This is a genomic window from Roseovarius sp. MBR-79, from assembly GCF_053628555.1.
Genome location: NZ_JBRJGP010000010.1, coordinates 132,807 through 154,331, shown reverse-complemented (window position 1 = coordinate 154,331; position 21,525 = coordinate 132,807). Strand labels below are relative to the sequence as shown.

The window sequence follows — 21,525 nt, the reverse complement described above, 5'->3', positions numbered from 1 at the left end:
CGTATTTCCCTTGGGCGCAAAACCTGCAAGGTATCCGGTGGCAAGGACAGGGGGCACACCATGACCGTTTTCGATCCGACCTCCGAGTTTGCCGATATCCGTGAGGGCGTGGCCAAGGTTTGCGCGCGCTTCCCCGGTGCATATTGGCGCGATCTGGATGCGCGCCGCGCCTATCCGGGCGAATTCGTGGGCGCGCTCATCGCCGAGGGCTATCTGGCGGCGATGATCCCGGAGGACTACGGCGGCTCTGGCCTGCCCCTGACCGCCGCCGCCGTGATCCTCGAGGAAATCCACCGCTCTGGCTGCAACGCCGCCGCCTGTCACGCGCAGATGTATACGATGGGCACGCTCTTGCGGCACGGGTCGCAAGCGCAGAAGGCGGCGTATCTGCCGGGCATCGCGGATGGTTCCCTGCGCCTGCAAGCCTTCGGCGTGACCGAACCGACCAGCGGCACCGATACGCTGGCGCTGAAGACAACGGCGCGGCGCGACGGCGATGACTATGTCATCAACGGCCAGAAGATCTGGACCTCGCGCGCGGAACAGTCCGACCTGATGATCCTTCTGGCCCGCACCACGCCGCGCGAAGAGGCGCAATCGCGCACCGACGGCCTGTCGGTCTTTCTGGTCGATCTGCGCGGCAGGCTCGGCAACGGCATCGACATCCGCCCGATCCGCACGATGATCAACCACGCCACGACCGAGGTCTTTTTCGACAACCTGCGCATCCCCGCCGACAGCCTCATCGGCGAGGCGGGGCGCGGCTTTCGCTATATCCTGTCGGGCATGAATGCCGAGCGTATCCTGATTGCGGCCGAATGCATCGGCGACGCCAAGTGGTTCCTGGAAAAAGGTGCTGGCTATGCCCGCGAGCGGGTGGTGTTCGGCGAGCCCATCGGCGCCAATCAGGGCGTTCAGTTCCCGCTGGCACGCGCGCAGGCGCATCTGATGGCCGCCGAGGCCATCGTCTACCGCGCGGCGGCGATGTATGACGCAGGCGAAAACCCCGGAGTCGAGGCCAATACCGCCAAGTTGCTCGCATCCGAGGCAAGCTGGGAGGCGGGCGAGGCCTGTATGCAGACCCATGGCGGCTTTGCCTTTGCCGAGGAATATGATGTGGAGCGCAAATGGCGCGAGGCGCGGCTTTACCAGATTGCGCCGATCTCTACCAATCTCATTCTCTGCTACATAGCCGAACAGGTGCTGGGCCTGCCCAAATCCTACGGGGCGGGACGGACCGGATAGGAGGGAGCATGGACGACTATACGGGCTGGATCGGGCATGGCTTCACCCGGCAAGAGCCGATCACCGACCGGCTGATCGACCATTTCCGCGTGACGCTGGCGGGCACGCTGGCAGAGGCCGCCGAGGCCCCTGTGCCCGCGGGCCTGCACTGGTGCCTTTCGCCCGACGCGGTGACGCCTGACCTTCTGGGCCGCGATTGCCACCCCAAGCCGGGGCTGTTCCTGCCCGCCCTGCCGCTGCCGCGCCGGATGTGGGCGGGGGGCGAGGTGGTGTTTCACGCCCCCTTCGCCCCCGGCGATGTGGTGACGCGCGAGACCACCATCGAGGATGTCACGTTCAAGGAGGGGCGCAGCGGGCCGCTCGGCTTTGTCACCCTGCGCCATGCCTATCGTGTCGCGGGGACGCTGCGCCTGGACGAGCGGCAGGACATCGTCTACCGCGAGGATCCCAAACCCGGCGCGGTCGTGACGCCCCCGCGCGCCGAGGACTGGCCCGGTGCGACCGCGTGGCAGATCACCCCCGATCCCGCGCTGCTCTTCCGCTTCTCCGCGCTCACCTTCAACGGCCACCGTATCCATTATGACCATCCCTATGCCACGCAGGTGGAAGGCTATGAGGGCCTTGTGGTTCACGGGCCGTTGCAGGCGGTATGGATGATGAATCTCGCCACCCATCGCGCGGGTCGCCTGCCCGCGCGCTTCACCTATCGCGGCCTCAGCCCGCTGATCTGCGGTGCGGCGGTGGTGATCGAGGCGCGTGAGAGCAAGGGCGGTCTGGATCTGCGCGTGCGACGGGGAACAGACGGGGTGGCGACCATGACCGCACAGGCAGAAATGGATTGACATAACTAGCGATGTGGTTATTTTCGAGTCATGAGCCTCACAAGCCCCACCGCCCGCGCCCTTGCTGCCCTTGGCCATGACACACGCCTTGCGATCTTTCGCCTTCTGGTGCGCGCGGGCGAGGAGGGGTTGATCGTGGGCGAGATCGGGCAGCATCTGGATCAGGCCCCCTCGACGCTCGCGCATCACCTCTCGGCGCTGGTCGATGCCGGGCTCGTGGTGCAGGAGCGGCAGGGGCGCGCCGTGCTGAACCGCGTGGATTACGCGGCAATGCGCCAAATGCTGGATTTTCTCACCTCCGAATGCTGCGTGGGCGTGACGCTGGCGAGGAATGACGACGCAGCCTGAGTTTTTTACCATAATACAACGAAAATCTTAGGGATATGGATATGACAGAGGCCAGCCTTCCGCAATCGCGCCTGCCCGCAGTCTTGCGCCGCCTGTGGCACAAGGAACGTGTCTGGCTTGTGACCCTGCTGATCCTTGCGGTCCTGGCCATCACCGACCGGGCGCAGGCCGGGGCGACGCTGCGCTTTACCCTCGATGCGCTGGGCAGCACCGGGCCGTTCCTGATCCTCTCCATCGCGATTGCCGCCTGGGCCACGGCCACCGGGGCCGACAACCTGATCGCGCGCGCCTTTACCGGCGCCCCGGTGGTGATGATCACGCTCGCGGCGCTTGCCGGTGCGCTCTCGCCCTTCTGCTCCTGCGGGGTGATCCCGCTCATCGCGGCGCTTCTGGCCATGGGTGTGCCACTCTCGGCGGTGATGGCGTTCTGGCTCGCGTCGCCGGTGATGGATCCGTCGATGTTCGTGCTGACCACGGGCGTGCTGGGGCTGGAATTCGCCGTGGCCAAGATGCTGGCGGCGATCGGGCTTGGCCTGCTGGGGGGCTGGGTCGTGCATCTGCTGGCGCGTGCCGGGGGCCTGTCGGATCCGCTGCGCGAGGGGATCGGCAATGGCGGTTGCGGCGGTGCCAAGCTGCGCGCGCCCAAGCCTGTTGTCTGGCGCTTCTGGGCCGCGCCGGAACGGCGCGCGAAATTCGGACGCGAGGCGCTCAATGTGACACTGTTCCTGCTCAAATGGCTGACGCTGGCCTTTGTCCTTGAAAGCCTGATGCTGGCCTTTATCCCCGCCGAGACGATCACCGGCGTGCTGGGCGGCACCGGGCTTGGCCCCATCGCGCTTGGCACGCTGATCGGCGTGCCCGCCTATCTCAACGGTTATGCCGCGCTGCCGCTGGTGGGCGGACTGGTGGCGCAGGGCATGGCCCCCGGCGCCGGTCTGGCCTTTCTGGTGGCGGGTGGTGTGACCTCGCTGCCTGCGGCCATCGCGGTCTGGGCGCTGGTGAAACCGCGGGTCTTCGTGCTTTATCTGGTGCTGTCGCTCGTCGGGGCCTTTGCTTCGGGCGTGCTCTTTCAGGTCTGGCAAGCCGCCTGAGCCGACCGACACAGGCCGACATGGACAATTTGTTGACAAATTGTCAGTGAGGCGTCAGGCTTTCGTCAACCGGGGCAACAACCGGCCGGTTTATCCACTTGGGAGACGATAGAATGAAACATCTTTTCACCTTGGCCCTCAGCGGGGCCATCGCCCTTGGCGCGGGCGCGGCAAGCGCCCAGACCAATTGGGACATGCCCACGCCCTATGGCGATTCGGTCTTTCACACCCAGAACATAGCCCAATTCGCCGAGGATGTGGCCAGCGCCACCGAGGGCGCATTGACCATCACCGTCCATTCGGCGGGATCGCTTTTTGCGCATCCCGAGATCCGCGATTCGGTGCGGCGCGGCCTTGCGCCCATCGGCGAGATCCTGATGTCGCAACTGGCCAATGAGGACGCCATTTTCGGCGTCGATTCGGTGCCCTTCCTCGCCGCGAGCTATGCCGACGCGGCACGGCTCTGGGAGGCGTCACGCAACCAGATCGCCGCCAAGCTGGCCGAGCAGGGGCTGACGCTGCTCTTTGCCGTGCCGTGGCCGGGTCAGAGCCTTTATGTCACCGAGGAAGTGACCTCGACCGCGCAGCTTCAGGGCGTCAATTTCCGCGCCTACAACACCGCCACCGAGCGGCTGGCACAGCTCATGGGCGCGGTGCCGACCACGGTCGAGGCGGGCGATATCCCGACCGCCTTTTCCACCTCGCGGATCGCGGCGATGATCACTTCGCCCTCGACCGGCGTGTCGTCGCAGGCCTGGGATTTCGTCGGCCATTACATCGACACGCAGGCCTGGCTGCCCAAGAACATGGTGTTCGTCAACACCCGCGCCTTCGAGGCGCTGCCCGAAGATCAGCAGGACGCGGTTTTCGAGGCGGCAGCCGAGGCGGAATTGCGCGGCTGGGAAATGTCCGTGGCCGAGACCGAGACCAAGATCGCCACGCTCAAGGAGAACGGGATGCAGGTGCATCAGCCCTCCGGCCAACTGGCTGCGCAACTGCGCGAGATCGGCGCGACCATGACCGAGGAATGGAAAAAATCGGCAGGCCCCGAGGGTGCGCTGATCCTGGACTCCTACGCCCGCAACTGAGCGGCGCATCGCGGGCGGGGATGAACCCCGCCCGCCCGGATTTCCCAACAAAGGAGCCTTGCCATGCTGCGCAGGACGCTCGACCGCCTTTACAGCGGGGGTCTGGTGCTGGCGGCGCTGGCGCTGGTGGCGATTGCCGTGTTGGTGATGGTGCAGGTCGCGGGCCGCGTGATTGATCGCAGCCTGATCGCGATGGGGCATGAACCGGCGGGCATCGCCATCACGTCGCTGTCGGAACTTGGCGGGTTTCTTTTCGTCGGCGCGGCCTTTCTGGCGCTGGCGGGCACCTTGCGCACGGGCGGCCATGTCCGGGTCACCATGCTGGTGGGCGCGCTGCCCGCGCCGCTGGCGCGCGGCGTGGCGGCGCTGGCGCTTCTGGCGGCGCTCGGGCTGTGCGGCTTCGCGCTTTATAGCGCGGCGCTTCAGGCTTGGGATTCGTGGTCCTTCAACGCGGTCTCTTTCGGCATGGCCAAATTTCCGCTCTGGGTGCCGCAGACGGTGCTGGTGGCGGGGCTGGCCCTGCTGGCACTGGCGCTCCTTGACGAGTTGGTGACGCTTCTGCTCGGCGAGGCCCCGGCCTATCAGCGCGCGGAAGACGCGAAGGGCGGCACCGATGGGCATTGAAACGCTCTCGCTCATCCTTGTGGCAATCCTCTTTGGCTGCCTCGCGCTTGGCCTCTGGGTGGGCTTCGCGCTGATTGCGGTGGGGCTGGCGGCGATGCTCATCGCCTCCTCGGCCCCGGTGGAACTGGTCTTTGCCACCAAGGTCTGGGGCGCGCTCAATATCTGGGACCTGACCGCGCTGCCGATGTTCATCTGGATGGGCGAGATCCTGTTCCGCTCGCGGCTGTCGTCGGACATGTTCTCGGGGCTGGCGCCGCTGACGACGCGCCTGCCGGGGCGGCTGCTTCATGCCAACATCTTCGGCTGTGCGCTGTTTGCCGCCGTTTCCGGCTCGTCGGCGGCCACCACGGCGACGGTGGGGCGCATGTCGGTGCCCGAACTCACCCGGCGCGGCTATGATCAGCGCATGATCATCGGCACACTGGCGGGATCAGGCACCTTCGGCTTTCTCATCCCGCCCTCGATCATCCTCATCGTCTACGGGGCTGCGACCGAGCAGAGCATCGCGCGGCTGTTTCTGGCCGGGATCGGGCCGGGAATTCTGCTGGCGGCGCTCTTTTCGGGCTATACGATGATCTGGGCGCTGATGAACCGGAGCCGGATGCCTGCGGCGGAACCGGTGACGACATGGGCGGAAAAGCTGCGCGCGGTGATGCTTCTGGGGCCGACGATCCTGCTGATCGTTGCGGTGATCGGCTCGATCTATGCGGGTCTCGCCTCGCCGACCGAGGCGGCGGTGGTGGGCGTTCTGGGCGCGCTGATCCTGTCAGGTCTTGGCGGCTCGCTTGACTGGGCCGCGACATGGGGCGCGCTGCGCGGGGCCACGATCACCACCTGCATGATCGCCTTTATCCTTGTCGGCGCGGCCTTCCTGACGGTGGCCATGGGCTATACCGGCATCCCCCGCGCGCTCGCGGCGTGGATCGGCGAGCAGGGCTATTCGGCCAATGCGCTGCTGGCCGCATTGGTGGTGTTCTTCATCGTGCTGGGCATGTTCCTTGACGGGATTTCCATTGTGGTGCTGACAACCTCGGTCATTCTGCCCATGGTGCTGGCCGCCGGGATTGACCCGATCTGGTTCGGCATCTTCCTTGTTCTTGTGGTGGAGATGAGCCAGATCACGCCGCCCGTGGGCTTCAACCTTTTCGTGCTGCAATCCATCACCGGGCGCGGGATATTCGAGATCGCGCGCTATGCCTTTCCGTTCTTCCTCCTCTTGGTGCTGGCCACCGCCATTCTCACCCTCTTCCCGGAGATCGCGCTATGGATCCCGCAAACGATGCTCGCGCGATAGGCGGCCCGGTCGTCTCTTCGGCGCATCTGGCGAAGTCCGGTCTGCCGGAACTGTCGGAGATGGAGTTTGCCCTGACCATGGCGAACAACGCCTTTCAACGCTGGATGTCGCGCTGCATGACCGCCGCCGGGATGCCGGGGCTGGCGCCGCTCGAGGTGCTGGTGGTGCATCTTGTCCACCACCGCGCCCGGCCCAAGAGCCTTGCCGATATCTGCCTCGTGCTGAATATCGAGGACACCCATATCGTCAGCTACGCCGTCAAGAAGCTCGCGGCGCACGGGCTGGTCGAGACCGGGCGCAAGGGCAAGGAAAAGACCGTGACGGTCACACCCGCCGGGGCCGAGTATTGCACGCGCTACGGGCAGGTGCGCGAGCGGCTTCTGGTGCGCTCGGTGCAGCAGCTTGGCCTTGACCGGGCCGAGATGTCGCGCCTTGCCGCCCTGCTGCGCACGCTTTCGGGCAGCTACGATCAGGCGGCGCGCGGCGCGGCGGCGCTATGATCGGTGGTCTTGCGTGCTTGGCGCGTCACGGGCGGCTGATGCTGGTGCTGGGGCTGGGGCTTGGCGTTCTCGCCCCGCCCCTGGCCGAGGCGCTTGCCCCGTTCATCTTTCCGATGATTGCATTGCTTCTCTTTCTCGCCGCGCTGCGGGTCGATCTGCGCGCGGCCTTTCCGGGACGCCACAGCCTGCCGCGCTATCTGGCGATCACGCTTCTGATGCAGCTTGCCCTGCCGGTTGTGGCGATCCTTTTGCTCTGGGCGCTCGGGGCCTCTGGCACGGTGCTAGGCATCGGTCTTGTGCTGGTGCTGGCCGCGCCACCGCTGACCGGCAGTCCGGGCCTCACCATCCTCGCGGGCGGAGACCCGACCCCGGCGCTGCGGCAACTGGTGCTTGGCACGGCGCTCTTGCCGCTGACGGTGCTGCCGGTGTTCTGGCTCCTGCCGGTCTTTGGCGCACCTCTGGTGGTGGTCGAGGCCGCCTTGCGCCTGCTGGTCGTGATCGTGCTGGCGGGCGGGGCGGGGGTGCTCTTGCGCGCGCGCCTGCCGTGGCTGCGCGGGTCAGAGGGACAGGGCGCGGTGGACGGGCTTACCACGCTTGCCATGGCGGCGGTGGTGGTAGGGCTGATGTCGGCGGTGGGGCCTGCGCTCCTGGCCGTAACACCTGCCTTCTGGATCACGCTCGGCGTGGTCTTCGCTCTCAATTTCGGGGCACAGGGGGCGGCCCTTCTGCTCACGCGCCACCGCGTGCCGCGCGATGCCCCGGCGCTTGCCATCATCGCGGGCAATCGCAATCTGGCGCTGTTTCTGGGTGCCTTGCCCCCCGAGACCGCCGCCGCGCTCCTGCTCTTCATCGGGCTTTATCAGGTGCCGATGTATCTCACGCCGCTCATCATGGCCCCGGTGATCCGCAGGCTTGCAGCCACGTCATAGCCGACAACACATTGGCTCAATTGACGCCGCCGCGCCATGGCGTAGGGTGCGCCGTCTGACGCGCGAGGACCCAATGCAGAAATCCGCCCCCCTGATCACACCTGTTCTGATTGCAGGCTGCATCATCGTTCTTGTCTCCTTCGCGATCCGCGCCTCCTTTGGCGTGTTCCAGATCCCGATTGCCGAGGAATTCAACTGGCCGCGCGCGGAATTCTCGCTGGCCATCGCCATCCAGAACCTTGCCTGGGGCATCGGCCAGCCGATCTTTGGTGCCATGGCCGAGAAGGTGGGCGACCGGCGTGCGATCATCCTCGGCGCGATCGTCTATGCCGCGGGGCTTGTGCTGTCGTCCTTTGCCGTCTCGCCAGAGGCGCACCAGCTTTACGAGGTGCTGGTGGGGTTCGGCATCGCGGGCACCGGCTTTGGCGTGATCCTTGCCGTGGTCGGGCGGGCCAGCTCGGACGAAAACCGCTCGATGAGCCTTGCCATCGCCACCGCAGCCGGTTCGGCGGGGCAGGTGTTCGGCGCGCCCCTGGCCGAATGGATGCTGGGATTCCTGAGCTGGCAGAGCGTGTTTCTGGTCTTTGCCGCCACCATCCTTGCGGTTCTGGTGATGCTGCCGCTGATGCGCACGCCCGCGCCGGTGAGCCGCGGGGAACTTGAAGAGTCCATGGGCACGATCCTCAGGAAAGCGTTTCGAGACCCGTCCTATACGCTGATTTTCCTCGGGTTTTTCAGTTGCGGCTATCAGCTTGCCTTCATCACCGCGCATTTCCCCGCGCTCGTGACAGAGATGTGCGGCCCGATCCTGCCCGGCGGCGTGCTGCACGGCATGGGCATCACCACCACCTCGGCGCTTGGCGCGGTGGCGATCTCGCTCATCGGTCTGGCCAATATCGGCGGCACGCTGATGGCCGGGTGGCTGGGCAACCGGTATTCCAAGAAATACCTGCTGGCGGGGATCTATACCGCGCGCACATTCGTTGCCGCCGCCTTCATGCTGACGCCGATCACACCGGGCACAGTGCTCCTCTTCTCGGTGGCCATGGGCTCGCTCTGGCTGGCGACGGTGCCGCTGACCTCGGGGCTTGTCGCGCATCTTTACGGATTGCGCTACATGGGCACACTCTACGGCATCGTGTTCTTCTCGCACCAGTTGGGCAGTTTCATGGGCGTGTGGCTGGGCGGGCGGCTTTACGATGTGACGGGCGATTACACGCTGGTGTGGTGGATCGGGGTTGGCGTGGGGGCCTTCTCGGCCATCGTGCACCTGCCGATCAAGGAGCGGCGGCTGGTCGCCGCCTGAAGCGTTTGATGTGGCGCAATTTCGAACCGGAAAAGTCTATCGGCTTTTCCTGAAATTGCTTCAGCCGCGCGCGCCGTCGAACTGCGCCACGAGCACGCCTGCGGCCTCCAGCCCCGCGCGCAAGGCGCGGGCGATCTGCACCGCCTCGGGCGTGTCGCCGTGCAGGCAGATCGTGTCGATCCGCGTGGGGATATGGGTGCCATCCTCGGCGATGATCGCACCCGCCCGCAGCATCCCGAGAATGCGCGCGGCGGCATGGGCCGCGTCATGGATCACCGCGCCGGGTTGCCTGCGGTCCACCAGCGTGCAATCGGCATTGTAGGCCCGGTCGGCGAATATCTCGCAGGCCATGCGCGCGCCCAAGGACCGCGCCGCTTTTTCCTGCGCCGTGCCCGCGAGCACCATCACGATGATCTCGGGCGCGACCGAAAGCGCGGCCTCGTAGCAGGCCCGCGCAAGGCCCTCGTCCTCCGACGCCATGTTGGCCAGCGCGCCGTGCAGCTTGAGGTGCCGCACTGCCCCTCCCGCCGCCCGCGCCATCCCTTGCGCCGCGCCAAGCTGATAGCGCACCTGATTGGCCAGCGTGGCATGGGGCACGTCCATGCGGTTGCGGCCAAAGCCCTGAAGGTCGTTGAGGCCGGGATGCGCGCCGATGCCGACACCGCCCGCCACCGCGCGCGCCATGGTCGCGGCCATCACATCCGGGTCGCCCGCGTGAAAGCCGCAGGCGATGTTGGCGGAACTTACCACATCGAGCAGCGCGGCATCATCGCCCATCTTCCAGGGACCAAAGCTCTCGCCCATATCGGCGTTGAGATCGACGGTGGCTTGCATGGCTCATTCCTCCTCGTTGCCGGCAATCGCGCCGCTGATGAGTTGATAGGACAGAAGATCGCGGATGTCGTGGGGATCGCGCACCAGAGGCGTGATGCGGCGGCGCAGGGTCTTGCGCGCCTCGGCGGCGCGGCGCTCGGCGGCCAGCGCCTCATCGGGGGGCACGAAGCGCAGGCGCAGCGCGGTGCCGGGGGCGGCCTGCGCCACGCGCGGCAGGTCGCAGGGCAGCACCGCGCCGATGCGGGGATAGCCCCCCGTGGTCTGGCATTCTGCCATCAGGACAAAAGGCGCGCCGTCGCCGGTGATCTGGATATCGCCCGGCACGATCGCCTCGGACAGCACGGTGAGGCCCGCGCGGGCGGCAAAGCCCGCGCCATCGGGGGCAAGGCGCACGCCCATGCGGTTGCCGCGCGCGTCGCGGGTAAAGCGGGTGCACTCGAAGCGCGTCACCTCGTCCTCGGGGAACATGGGTGTCTGATACCCCGCCACTACCCGAACCTCGCCACCCGAGAAGCGGTCCTCGGGGTCGAGGACAAGGCCGGTCTCCTGCCCCCGGTCCGGGCCTATTGGCAGGGTGTCGTCCGCCTTGAGCGCGCGGCCTATCCCGGCGGCAAGATGGGCGGAGCGCGCGCCGAGGATGTCCGGCGTGGCGATGCCGCCGCCGACATGCAGGTAGCCATAGACCCCAGCGGTGGCCGGGCCGATGGTGAGCCGCGCGCCTGCGGGCAGAAGGTGCGAGGCGTTCCACGTCAGCGGCGCGCCGTCGATGCTTGCCCGCATGGGCGCGCCGGTGAGCGCGATGCGCATGTCCTCGGAGGCTGTGAACGTGCCGCCCATCCCGGCCATTTCCAGCGCCGCCAGCGCCGGGTCCTGGCCCAGCAGCGCCGCGCCCTCAAAGATCGCCAGCCGGTCCGCCGCCCCGCCGCGCGACAGGCCATAGGCGAGGTAGCCGGGCCGTCCCAGATCCTGCACGGTCACGCCCGGACCGGCCTGATGCACGATCAGCGCGCGGCTCATCGGATCGCCTCGAACGTGGCACCGCCATCGGGGCCGCTTTCGCGCAGGCGCTCAAATTGATCGCGCGCCACGGCGTCGAAAATCACCTCGTCACCGGGGCGCAGCACGAAAGGCTCTTCGGCCTCGGGGCGAAACAGGCGAAACGCGGTCTGCCCGACATGCCGCCAGCCGGTGGGCGTCGAGACCGAGAACAGCACCACTTGGCGGATTGCCACCACCAGCGCGCCGACCGGAACACGCTCGGTGAGCGCCTGCTGGCGGGGGATGTTCCAATGCGCGGGCAACTCGCCCAAGTATGGCTGGCCGGGGGCGAAACCGATGGTCTGCACGCGCACGCGGGTGGTGGCGATCTCGGTTGCGGCGGCCTCGGGCGAAAGCCCCGCCTCGCCTGCGGCCTCAGAGAGTTGCGGGGCAAGATCGGTGCCGTAAACGGTCGGGATGCGCCACAGGCGGCGGCCCTCGGGCAGGGCCTCGGCATACCAGTCGCGGCTGTCGAGCAGGGTTTGCATCTCGCGCGCCACGGTGGCGGGGTCGGTATGGAGCGCATCGAGCCGCAAAAACACCGAGACCAGCGAGGTGGCGGTTTCCTCCACCCCCTCGGGGCTTGCCCGCTCCACCGCCGCGCGAAACGCGAGCGCCGCGCGGTTGCCTGCCTCCGACAGCCGGTCGCCGAACGACACCAGCAAGCCATCGAGGCCGACCCGCCCGATGCGGGGGAATGTGCCTTGGGGAACGGTATCGGTCACGTCGTTTGCGTCCTTGGTCCTGCCGCAGTCCGGTCTACTGCACCGCGTTCGGCAAAAACAGCGCGATCTGCGGAAAGGCGATGAGCAGCCCCGCCATCGCCAGCATGGTCGCGGCATAGGGGGCCGCGCCCACCATCACCTCGGACATGCGCCCTCCCTGCCGCGCGCCCTGCACCACATAGAGGTTGAGGCCCACAGGCGGCGTGATCAGCGCCATCTCGATCAGCACGATCATCAGGATGCCGAACCAGATCGGGTCAAAACCCTGCGCCACCACCAGCGGCACCACGATGGGGATGGTCACCACCATCAGCGACAGCGTCTCGATGAAAAACCCCAGCACGATATAGATGAGAACGATGACAAGGATCGTGCCCAGGGGCGACAGGCCAAGACCGCCCAGCATCGTCTGCAACTCGCGCCCCAGACCGGCGGCGGCGAGGGTGAAGTTCAGGAACGATGCGCCGATCACCACCAGCATGATCATCGCGGTGATCTTGACCGTGCCCAGCAGGCTCTGGCCCAGCACGCTGCCGTTCACCGTGCCGAAAAGCGCGGCGATGATAAGCGCGCCCGCGACACCAACGGAGGCGGCCTCCGTGGGCGTGGCCCAGCCCTTGTAGATCGAGCCGATGATCGCGGCGAAGAGGAGCAGGATGGGGATAAGCTGCACCAAGGCCCGCATCATCTGCACGAACGGAAACACGCGCCGCGTGCCGCCCAGATCGGGGCGCACGAGGCAGATAAGCACGGTGACGAGCATGAAGGCGAGCGCCAGCCCGATACCGGGAATGAGCCCCGCCAGAAACAGCTTGGGGATCGAGCTTTGGGTGAGGAAACCGTAAACGATGAGGTTGATCGAGGGCGGGATCATGATGCCCAGCGTGCCCCCCGCCGCGATGGCCCCCGAAAAGAGGCGCGGGTCATAACCCAGCTTTTCCGCCTGCGGCATGGCCACGGTGGCCACGGTCGCGGCGGTGGCCACCGATGAGCCGGATGTGGCCGAGAACATCGTCGCCGTGGCCACATTGGCATGGACAAGGCCACCGGGCAGCCAGCTTACCCAATGATCGAGCGCCGCATAGGTGCGCGTGGCGATGCCCGAGCGCACGAGGATTTCACCCAGGAGCACGAAGAACGGAATCGCGATCAGCGTGGGGTTGTTCGACGTGGACCAGACGAGGTTGCCAAGCCCCCGCATCAGCGGGAAGGGCGTGAAGAAAATATCGAGGCCAAAGCCCAGGAGGAACAGCACGATCCCCACCGGGATGGACAGGCTCAAGAGGCCCAGAAGGCCGAAAACCGCGTAAGAGATCATTGCACGGCCTCCCCTTCACCCACCACGCCGATAGCGCGGTCGGCGGCGTCGAAACGGCCCTGCACCACCAGCACGAGCGCGGCAAGAAAGGTGAGCCACGCCATCAGCGCGAACCAGACCCAGCCCGCGAACCACGGCAATTGCACCAGCGCAAGCGGCGTCTCCAGCGGCGTGTTGGCGCGGGACGAGTTGGCCAGCGAGCGCGCCACCACCGGCCAGGCCTGGATCGCCACAAGGCTCACCGTGCCAGCCAGAACCATCAATGCAAAAAGGTCGAACAGCGCGCGCACCGCCGCGCCGCCGCGCGTGCGCAGGATGTCGATGCGCACATGGCCCAGCTCCATCAGCGCGTAGCCCATGCCCCAGGCGGTGGCGATGGCCATGACATAGCCGCTGATCTCGTCGGTGCCGCCGAACGAGGCATGAACCCGGCGCAGCGCAACATCCAAAAGCACCAGCGCGGCGCAGGCCAGAAGGCCCGCGCCCACCAGCACCGCCACCACGCGGTTGATCCGGCGCAGCACCAACAGCAACGCCTCGGCCTGTGTCGCCGCGCCGGTCATGCTCAGTTCACCGCGCCGATGGTGACGCCGACGGTCGCGCCGACGCTCTCGTTCCAGCGCTTGGCCCAATCATCGCCCGCGCGCGCCGCCCAGTCGGGCAGCACTTTCGTCACCAGCACCTCGCGCGCCCGGTCGAAATCGGCCTCCGACACCTCGACCAATGTCATGCCGCGCGCCTCGCCCGAGGGGCAGTCGCCATTGCCGGTGAGGCAGGCAATGTCATTGACAAGCGCATCCTGAGCGGTGGCCCAGGCCTTGTCCTCGAAATTGGCCTTGATCTCGGTGGCGATCAAGTCCTGCGTGCCCGCATCGAGGCTGTTCCAGCGGTCAAGGTTCATCGCCGTCACCACGCTGTCCCAGCCGCCCAGCGGAATGGGCAGCAGGTGGGTCGAGACCTCCCACCAGCCCGCGCTATAGCCCGAACCGGCCCCAGTCACGGCACAATCCACCACGCCGTTCTGAAGCGCGCCGGGGACCTCGCCAAAGCTCACGTTGATGCCTTCTGCGCCCAGCGCCTCCAGGAATTGCGCGGTCATGCGACCCGAGGCGCGGACCTTGAGGCCCTCGAGATCCGAAAGCTGCGTGACCGGCGCGTTGCAGAACACCACCTGCGGCGGGTAGGGCGCGATGGCAAGCACATGGGAATTGAACCGATCGCGGAAGATATCCGCCACCATGGGCCGCGCCGCATCGACCATCGCGCGCGCCTCGTCCGCCGTCAGCGCCAGAAGCGGCACGTCGAGACCTTCAAGCTCGGGCGCGTCGGCCACGGCATAGTCGGCCACGGTCATGCCCACGTCATAGACCCCGTCGCCCAGCAGGCGGTAAACGTCCCCCACGCCAAGGTTCATCTGGTTATGGGTGGTCAGCGCCACGCTGATCTTGCCGCCCGAGGCGGCGGGCAGGGTCTCGGACCAGAAGGGGGCTTCGTATTCTTTGTGCAACGGCAGGCTCGACCAGCTTCCGACGACCGAAAGCTCTTGTGCGGCGGCAGGCGCGGCAAGCATCGTGGTGGCGGCGAGAACGGCGGTTAGTCTTGTCATTGGATCGCTCCTTGTCGGGTTGGAAATCAGGCGGTTTCCGGCGCGAGCACCGGGGTTTCCGCGTCTTCGGGAATATCGGTTATCAGCATGTGCCCCGGCTTGTGGGTGATGCAGAGCGGCGGGGCGGCGGCCTCGATCGCGGCTTGGGGCGTCACGCCACAGGCCCAGAAGACCGGCACCTGATCGCCCGTGACCGGCGCGGGATCGCCCCAGTCGGGGCGCGCCGGATCGGCGATGCCGATTGCGCTTGGGTCGCCCACATGCACCGGCGCGCCATGTGCCAGCGGATAGCGCCGCGAGAGCGCGACAGCCTCGGCCACGCGGTCAGGGTCCATCGCGCGCATACTGACCACCATGGGAGAGCGGAACGGTCCCGCAGGCACACAAGGGATGGCGGTGCGGAACATCGGCACGGTCGTGTCATGCGTGACATGCCAGAGCGGGATGCCCGCGCGGATGAGGGCGTGCTCGAAGGTGAACGAACATCCAAGCGCAAAGGCCACCATGTCCGGCGTCCAGAGATCGGTAATGTCGGTGGTTGACCCCTCAAGCCGCCCATGCCGATAGATGTTGTAGGCGGGCACGTCGGTTCGGATGTCGATGTCGCGCCCCAGCGTGCGCATCATCGGCTCGCCCGTGTCCGAGACACCCACCAGCGGGCAGGGCTTGGGGTTGCGCTGACAGAACCGCATGAAATCGAGCGCCACAGACCCCGGCAGAATGACGATATTGGCCTGAAGATAGCCCGCGCCCAGCCCCGCCGTATGGCCCCGGTAGCGTCCGGCGCGGATCTCGGCGCGCAAATCCGGCAGCGGGGTGCGGCGCAGGGTGTCGAATTGGGCGCTCATGACGGTCTCTCCTCTGACCGACAGGCTCGCAGCCTTGTTCGATAAAATCAAATCGAAGTTTTTTGTCACATGTTATCGAAATGAATTATCGCCCTGCCACCCCTCCGCCACCTCCCGCGCCATGCGCGCGGCATGAGAGGCCAGATGATTGCCCGGCTCGCCCAGCCAGGAGGCGGTAAACCGCAAGGGGCCGGGCACCCAGCCCGGATCAAACTCGCGCAACCGCCCCGACACCACATATCCCGCCCCAAGCACGCGCGGCAGCGCCGCCACGCCAAGCCGCGCCTCCACCAGCCGAAACGCCGCCGACAGCGAGGACGAGGGGAAGATCCGCGCCTCCGGCCCGACATGCTCCATCAGCAGCGCCTTCAACTCGCGGTAGGGCCGGGTGGTGCGCGCATAGCTCAGCACCGGGCGGCGCAGGCAGTTTGCGGGGTCCGCACCGTCGTCGTCCGCGACATACCAGGCAAGGTCGAACCCCGGCAGGTCGAGATTATCGACGCTGTATTCCGAAACCGGGCCGAGCAGGATCGCCAGGTCGATCTCGCGCGCCAGAAGCCGGTCGCGCAGATCGCGCGAGACATCCACGGTCAGCTCGATCTCGACTTGCGGATAGGTGGCATGAAGCCGCGCCACCAGATCGGGCAACCAGCATTGCGCGATGGTCTCCGACACGCCGATGCGCAGATGCCGCTCCAGCGCGCCGGGCGCGATCAGGTCTTGCGTCAGTCGTTCGGCGAGAAGCGCAAAACTTTCGGCATGGCGCAAAAGGCGCTCTCCCTCGCGCGTGAGCGTCATGCCCTGCGGCCCGCGCGCGAAAAGCGTGCAATGCAGCATCTCCTCCAGATTGCGGATGCGCGCGGTGACGGCAGGCTGCGTGAGGTTGAGGCTGGTGGCCGCGCGGCGCACGCCGCCGGTGCGCACCACCGCCAGAAACGTCTCCAGATGCGCAAGGTTGAGCTGGGTCATGGGCAGGCTCCTGTGACCGGATCGCCGCAGCATAGCGCGCGTCTGCGCGCCGCGCCATCGTCCGGCCACGGTGGGCAATTGTCATAAATCTGTCACATAACTGTTACAAAAGGCACAATACGTCCACATCCGCTTGCGCTTCCCGGTGCGCGGCGCAAGGCTCGCCCCCTGCGATCCATCATCCCGCACGATCATCCCGCACGGAGGCACGATTGGACAGCCCGAACCTTACGATTTTCTTTCTCCAGATCGGCGGCGCGGCGGCGCTTCTGATCTGGTCGGTGCGGCTGGTGCGCACCGGGGTGGAACGGGCGTTCTCGGCACCGTTGCGGCTCTGGCTGCGCCGCTCGGGGCAAAGCCGGATGCTCGCCGCGGCGACCGGCACCGGCAGCGCCATGGCGTTGCAAAGTTCCACGGCGGTGGCGGTGATGGTGACGAATTTCGTGGCCGCTGGGTCGATCCCGGCAGCGGCGGGGCTGGCCATGCTGCTCGGGGCCGATCTCGGCTCGGCGCTGGTGGCCAAGCTCCTGCTCGTGCGCCAGTCCTGGCTGATCTCGGCCCTGTTGCTCGTCGGGGTGGTGATGTTCCTGCGCGGCCATCAAAGGAGGGTGCGGCAGGGCGGGCGCATCCTGATCGGGCTGGCGCTTGTCTTTGTGTCGCTCGATCTGTTGCGCGCGGCGACCGCGCCGCTTCTGGACAGCCCCGGCGCGGGCACGGCAATGGCCTATCTCGCCCGCGACACGCTGACGGCCTTCGTCATCGGCGCGGTGTTCGCGTGGATCGTGCATTCCTCGGTGGCCGCCGTGCTGCTCTTCGTCACGCTTGTGGCGCAGGGGGTGATGCCGCTTGCGGCGGCGGTGGCGCTTATCCTCGGGGCCAATCTGGGCGGGGCGGTGATCGCGCTGATCCTGACCCTTGCTGCCCCTGCGGCGGCGCGGCGCGTGGTGCTGGCCAACGTCCTCTTGCGCGGGGGCGGTGCGGCGCTGGTGCTGGCGGCGCTGACGGCCTTTCAGCCGCCGCTCGGCTGGCTGGGGACAAGCCCGGCGGCGCAGGCGATCCACCTGCATATCCTGTTCAACCTCGGCCTCGCGCTGCTGACCCTGCCGCTGGTGGGGCTGGTGGACCGGCTGGTGGCACAGGCGATGGGGTCCGAAGGCGCACCCTCGCCGCTGGCGCATCTCACCGCGCTCGACCCGGCGGCGCTGAGCAATCCCGACCGCGCGCTGTCCTGTGCCACGCGCGAGGTGATCCGCATCGGCGAGACGGTCGAGGCGATGCTGCGCCCCATGCCCACGCTCTATGCGCAGTGGGACGAGGCGGCGGCGGAAGCGCTTCTGGCCAGCGACAAGACCGTGCGCAAGCGCCATTTCGACACCAAGCTCTATCTGGCGCAGCTCAACCGCGCGGGCGTTGACGAAGAGCGCAGCCAGCGCGCGATGGACCTGTCGACCATCGCCGCCAATTTCGAGGCGGCAAGCGACACGATCACCACCACCATGGTCGGTCTGGCGCGACGGCTCAGCACCGAAGGGGTGCAGTTCTCGCGCCCTGGCTGGGAGGAGATTTGCGATTTCCACGACCGCGTGCTTGCCAATGCGCAACGGGCGCTCGGCGTGATGATGACCCAGCACCCGGATGAGGCGCGCGATCTGGTCGCGGAAAAGGACATCATCCGCGACATCGAGCAGCACCTGCAACGCGCGCATCTGGGACGGTTGCGCGAGGGGCTGGCCGAGAGCATCGAGACCAGCAACATCCATCAGGAGACGCTGCGCGCACTCAAGCAGGTCAACACCGCCTTCACCATGGTGGCCTATCCCATCCTGACCGAGACCGGTGACCTGCTGTCCAGCCGCATGTCGCGCCGCGCCTGAGCGATTGCGGCCATGCCCCGCTTGGCCTAGACCTTTCAGAAACGGGGGCGGGCGATGCTGTGGCTTCATATCGGGATGCCCAAGACGGGCACGACGGCCTTGCAGGGCTGGCTGCACTCTCAGCCCGATTTCCTGCGCGACAACGGCATTCGCTACCTTGCCACCGGGCGCGACCGGGGCACCGGCACGGGGCGGCTCATATGCCATAACGCGCTCGCGGTGGCGATGAGCCGGGGCTGGCACGGCCAGCCCGAGGACGATGCCGGGAAGCTGGCGTCGGAGGTCGCCGCGCAGGACGGCGCGCATTGCATCCTGTCGTCCGAGATGTTCTTTGGCCGCGACCTGACCCCACTGCGCCAGCGCTACCTGTCGCGGATCAGCGCGCCGGTGCGGGTCTTTGTCTATCTGCGCCGTTTCGACGATTTCATCGAGGCCGATTACAAGCAACGCGCCAAGAACGGCCTGCCCACGGGCGGCGCGGAACGCTTTGTCGCCGAGCGGCTGGCGCGGATCGAGAGCGACCCGGATTACATGAATTTCACCACCGTATTCGACCGGATCAGCGCACAGCTTCCGGGGGCCGAGATCGTGCCGCGCCTCTACCTGCGCGACGAGATGGCCGGCGGTAACGTGATCCCCGATTTCCTGTCGGTCCTTGGGGTGAACCCCGACACGGTGCCCCTGCCGAAGGTGGCCGCCAACCGCTCGCTCTCGCGCGTGGCAAGCGAAGCGCTCGGCCTGTTCGACGAGGGCGCGGGCTATGACAAGAAGGCCCGCCGCCGCCTTGGCCGCGCCTTGCAGGCAAGCGGCGATGCGCGGCTTTACGCCAGCGACGATGTGCTTTTGCCCGAGGAGCGCGCGCGGATCAACGACACGCTCGAGACGCGCAACGCGGTGATGCGCAAGGCGTTCTTTGCGGGGCGCGACCGGCTCTTTCCCGCCAGTGTCCCAAGCGCGGAGCGCGTGCGCGCCTATCCCGGCGAATTGGAGGATTTTCACCACGCAGTGCGCGCGATCCTGCGGCTGGCGCGACGGGATTGAGCGCGCTCAGGCGCGCCTCAGCCGCGCGCGCCGATTGGCAAAGCGTTGCTGGTTGGGCGCAATCTCGGCAGCGCGGTCGAGCGCGGCGATGGTCGCCGCCTCGTCGCCCATGTCACGGCAAAGATCGGCGAGGGTCGCGTGCAACTCGGCGGTGCTGTCATCCATGGCAGAGGCCCGTTCCATCGCCGCGCGGGCGGCGATCAGATTGCCCGCCTCGCGGTGGAAATGCCCGGTGAGGAAGTGCCAGAAGGCATGGTCGGGGGCCTGTGCGCGGCACGCCTCCATCTGCCGTAAAGCAGCGTCGAAATCGCCCTGCAACGCAAGTATTTCGGCCTGCCGCTTTTGTATCAGCGGCGCGTCGGGGCTGACCTCGAGCGCCGCGCTGTTGCGCGCCAACGCCGCGTCAAGCCGCCCCGCCCGCGCCTCGAGCAGCGCGCAGAAACTGTCGGGCAGGGTGCCGGGGGCAAAGCGCGCATCACCCTCGATCCGCGCGCGCAGCGCGTCGAGATCGGGCTTTGACGCCAGAAGCCGCGCCACCTTGCCCTCCATCGAGAACCACGGCCACTCGATCGCGATGGTCGAGAGATCCGCCGCGCGACGCCGCAGGATGCGCGCCTGCTGCACAAGGATGTTGGTCTGCTGATAGGGGATCGGCAGCATCAGGATCGTGTCGCGGTCAAACGGCAGGCTGGTGCCGGGGCGCAACCGTTGCCGCTTGATCATGAAGGTGCCGATCACGGTCACGTCGGGCAGCATCGGTTTCTGCCAGAAGGCGCGCAGAAAGGCGCGGCGCGCCCGGTGCCGCTGGCCGAGCGCGCCGCGGATATGCGCCTCGACGGCAAGCGCGGTGATATAGTTCTCCTGCCATTGGTGAGGATGGGCAAGCGCCGCCTCGACATGGGTCAGCGCCTCCTGCCATTTGTGCAGATACATGCCGTCAATGGCGTGCATCAGCGGCAGAAAGGCATTGTCGGCCCCGGCCCTGAGGATCGCCTCGCCGATCTCCCACGCGGCCTCTTCGCGCGCGCTCTCCTGAAGGCGGCGGGCCAGCTTGACATAGATATGCGCGGCCTCGCTCGGGGTGATGAAGCCGTCCACCCCCTGCCGGAACCGATCGAGCACCCGGTCATAGGCCGCCTCGCGCTCGGGCACCGTCATGACCTCGTGAAAGCACTTGCGCTCTTGCCCGCTGAGGCGGGCGGCGGCGCGGCTGAAGGCGCTGATCGGGGGGGCGACGATCTCGGTCGCGCGCGACATGGCGAACAGTTCCAGAAAGTCGCGCTGCACGGGCCTGCAATCGCTCAGGTCCACCAGATCGTCGATGGCACGAACCCGGCTGTGCGCCGCCGTGAACCGCGCGATGCTCTCGGGCTGATCGGAAAACACCAGCGCGCCGGCACCTGCGTTTTTCTCCAGATAGGCCGAATAAAGCTCGTCCGGCTCGATCTTGGCGGGCCATTCCTTGTGTTTCCACGGCTCCTCGTTGAGGATGTCGCCGCGCCGGATGTGATAGGCGATGGTGCGCCCTTGCCCCGCCATCGCCGTCTCGATCTCGCCGATATGGCGGGCGATGACGGGATTGAACCCGATCCGGCGGATGAACCCGCGAAACCGGCCGCGCAGCGCCTCGGCATCCTCCCAGGGGAATTCCACGATCTCGAACCCCTCGTCGAGCAGCACATGACCGCCCTGCGCAAGATGCGCCTCAAGACGCTCGGGCGTCTTGTCCCTGAGAAAGGACCAGAGCGGTCTGGTCCGCGCATCGAGCGCCTCGAAATCGGCATTGTCGATGAAATGCCGCGCGATGAACGCCTCGTCGAACAGGTCCGACGGCGTATCGAGCTTGGGTGCCATGGCCCCGCGCGGAAACCAGTTGATGCGGAAATCGGTCCCGTAATCCTCGGCCAGACGGATGCTGTTGAGCATCATCAAGAGCCGCGCGCCAAGTTGATCCTTCCTCAACCCGATGAAGAAACCGCGCGCCGGATCGGGGGCATTCGACATA

At 67.0% G+C, this 21,525-nt stretch carries 21 protein-coding genes; 12 read left to right on the top strand and 9 right to left on the bottom strand.

Annotated features, from left to right (window positions below; all coding sequences use genetic code 11):
* Window positions 1-60 precede the first annotated feature (60 nt).
* The 10 genes from ACSSV8_RS12255 (at window position 61) to ACSSV8_RS12210 (ending at window position 9,267) form a co-directional block, all read left to right on the top strand.
* A complete protein-coding gene (locus tag ACSSV8_RS12255; RefSeq protein ID WP_354538565.1) occupies window positions 61-1,245 on the top strand; it encodes an acyl-CoA dehydrogenase family protein in 1,185 nt (394 codons plus the stop codon).
* Between the two features lie 8 nt (window positions 1,246-1,253).
* Complete coding sequence (locus ACSSV8_RS12250) at window positions 1,254-2,087, top strand: FAS1-like dehydratase domain-containing protein (protein ID WP_454282627.1); 834 nt, start codon at window positions 1,254-1,256, stop codon at window positions 2,085-2,087.
* Between the two features lie 30 nt (window positions 2,088-2,117).
* A complete protein-coding gene (locus tag ACSSV8_RS12245; protein WP_454282626.1) occupies window positions 2,118-2,435 on the top strand; it encodes an ArsR/SmtB family transcription factor in 318 nt (105 codons plus the stop codon).
* A gap of 41 nt (window positions 2,436-2,476) precedes the next feature.
* Window positions 2,477-3,526: a permease gene (locus ACSSV8_RS12240; RefSeq protein WP_454282625.1), complete on the top strand. Its 1,050-nt coding sequence runs from the start codon at window positions 2,477-2,479 to the stop codon at window positions 3,524-3,526.
* 113 nt (window positions 3,527-3,639) lie between these two features.
* On the top strand, window positions 3,640-4,614 hold the full coding sequence (locus tag ACSSV8_RS12235) for a TRAP transporter substrate-binding protein (RefSeq protein ID WP_354538562.1): 975 nt from the start codon (window positions 3,640-3,642) through the stop codon (window positions 4,612-4,614).
* 63 nt (window positions 4,615-4,677) lie between these two features.
* Entirely contained in the window at window positions 4,678-5,238 is a 561-nt protein-coding gene (locus ACSSV8_RS12230) for a TRAP transporter small permease (RefSeq protein WP_354538561.1), read from the top strand.
* Window positions 5,228-6,532, top strand: coding sequence for a TRAP transporter large permease (locus ACSSV8_RS12225; RefSeq protein ID WP_354538560.1), 1,305 nt, complete (start codon window positions 5,228-5,230; stop codon window positions 6,530-6,532). The genes ACSSV8_RS12230 and ACSSV8_RS12225 overlap by 11 nt, the downstream gene beginning before the upstream one ends.
* Complete coding sequence (locus tag ACSSV8_RS12220; protein ID WP_454282624.1) at window positions 6,502-7,032, top strand: winged helix DNA-binding protein; 531 nt, start codon at window positions 6,502-6,504, stop codon at window positions 7,030-7,032. Before ACSSV8_RS12225 ends, ACSSV8_RS12220 begins: the two co-directional genes overlap by 31 nt.
* A complete protein-coding gene (locus ACSSV8_RS12215; RefSeq protein WP_454282623.1) occupies window positions 7,029-7,961 on the top strand; it encodes a hypothetical protein in 933 nt (310 codons plus the stop codon). Before ACSSV8_RS12220 ends, ACSSV8_RS12215 begins: the two co-directional genes overlap by 4 nt.
* Window positions 7,962-8,034: 73 nt before the next feature.
* Window positions 8,035-9,267, top strand: a complete 1,233-nt coding sequence (locus tag ACSSV8_RS12210) for an MFS transporter (protein WP_454282622.1) — start codon at window positions 8,035-8,037, stop codon at window positions 9,265-9,267.
* Between the two features lie 60 nt (window positions 9,268-9,327).
* Here ACSSV8_RS12210 and ACSSV8_RS12205 read toward each other — a convergent pair whose 3' ends face one another.
* From ACSSV8_RS12205 to ACSSV8_RS12170, 8 genes are all read right to left on the bottom strand, one after another.
* Complete coding sequence (locus ACSSV8_RS12205; protein ID WP_454282621.1) at window positions 9,328-10,101, bottom strand: LamB/YcsF family protein; 774 nt, start codon at window positions 10,099-10,101, stop codon at window positions 9,328-9,330.
* A 3-nt stretch (window positions 10,102-10,104) separates the two neighbouring features.
* The gene (locus ACSSV8_RS12200) at window positions 10,105-11,118 is read right to left on the bottom strand and encodes a 5-oxoprolinase subunit C family protein (RefSeq protein WP_454282620.1); all 1,014 of its coding nucleotides are present in this window, start codon (window positions 11,116-11,118) and stop codon (window positions 10,105-10,107) included.
* Window positions 11,115-11,864 carry a 5-oxoprolinase subunit B family protein gene (locus tag ACSSV8_RS12195; protein WP_454282619.1) on the bottom strand — a complete coding sequence of 250 codons (750 nt, stop codon included), beginning with the start codon at window positions 11,862-11,864 and terminating at the stop codon, window positions 11,115-11,117. The genes ACSSV8_RS12200 and ACSSV8_RS12195 overlap by 4 nt, the downstream gene beginning before the upstream one ends.
* A gap of 34 nt (window positions 11,865-11,898) precedes the next feature.
* A complete protein-coding gene (locus ACSSV8_RS12190) occupies window positions 11,899-13,182 on the bottom strand; it encodes a TRAP transporter large permease (protein ID WP_454282618.1) in 1,284 nt (427 codons plus the stop codon).
* On the bottom strand, window positions 13,179-13,745 hold the full coding sequence (locus ACSSV8_RS12185; RefSeq protein WP_454282617.1) for a TRAP transporter small permease subunit: 567 nt from the start codon (window positions 13,743-13,745) through the stop codon (window positions 13,179-13,181). The genes ACSSV8_RS12190 and ACSSV8_RS12185 overlap by 4 nt, the downstream gene beginning before the upstream one ends.
* A 2-nt stretch (window positions 13,746-13,747) precedes the next feature.
* Window positions 13,748-14,788: a TRAP transporter substrate-binding protein gene (locus ACSSV8_RS12180; protein ID WP_454282616.1), complete on the bottom strand. Its 1,041-nt coding sequence runs from the start codon at window positions 14,786-14,788 to the stop codon at window positions 13,748-13,750.
* Between the two features lie 26 nt (window positions 14,789-14,814).
* On the bottom strand, window positions 14,815-15,636 hold the full coding sequence (locus ACSSV8_RS12175) for a putative hydro-lyase (protein WP_454282615.1): 822 nt from the start codon (window positions 15,634-15,636) through the stop codon (window positions 14,815-14,817).
* Window positions 15,637-15,708: 72 nt separating this feature from the next.
* Entirely contained in the window at window positions 15,709-16,605 is an 897-nt protein-coding gene (locus tag ACSSV8_RS12170) for a LysR family transcriptional regulator (RefSeq protein ID WP_454282614.1), read from the bottom strand.
* A gap of 212 nt (window positions 16,606-16,817) precedes the next feature.
* Here ACSSV8_RS12170 and ACSSV8_RS12165 point away from each other — a divergent pair, with 212 nt between their 5' ends.
* Both ACSSV8_RS12165 and ACSSV8_RS12160 read left to right on the top strand, forming a co-directional pair.
* A complete protein-coding gene (locus tag ACSSV8_RS12165; protein ID WP_454282613.1) occupies window positions 16,818-18,479 on the top strand; it encodes a Na/Pi cotransporter family protein in 1,662 nt (553 codons plus the stop codon).
* A gap of 54 nt (window positions 18,480-18,533) precedes the next feature.
* The gene (locus ACSSV8_RS12160; RefSeq protein ID WP_454282612.1) at window positions 18,534-19,520 is read left to right on the top strand and encodes a hypothetical protein; all 987 of its coding nucleotides are present in this window, start codon (window positions 18,534-18,536) and stop codon (window positions 19,518-19,520) included.
* Between the two features lie 6 nt (window positions 19,521-19,526).
* On the opposite strand, the gene ACSSV8_RS12155 is transcribed toward ACSSV8_RS12160, so the two are convergent.
* Window positions 19,527-21,524: a hypothetical protein gene (locus tag ACSSV8_RS12155; RefSeq protein WP_454282611.1), complete on the bottom strand. Its 1,998-nt coding sequence runs from the start codon at window positions 21,522-21,524 to the stop codon at window positions 19,527-19,529.
* Window position 21,525: the final 1 nt, after the last annotated feature.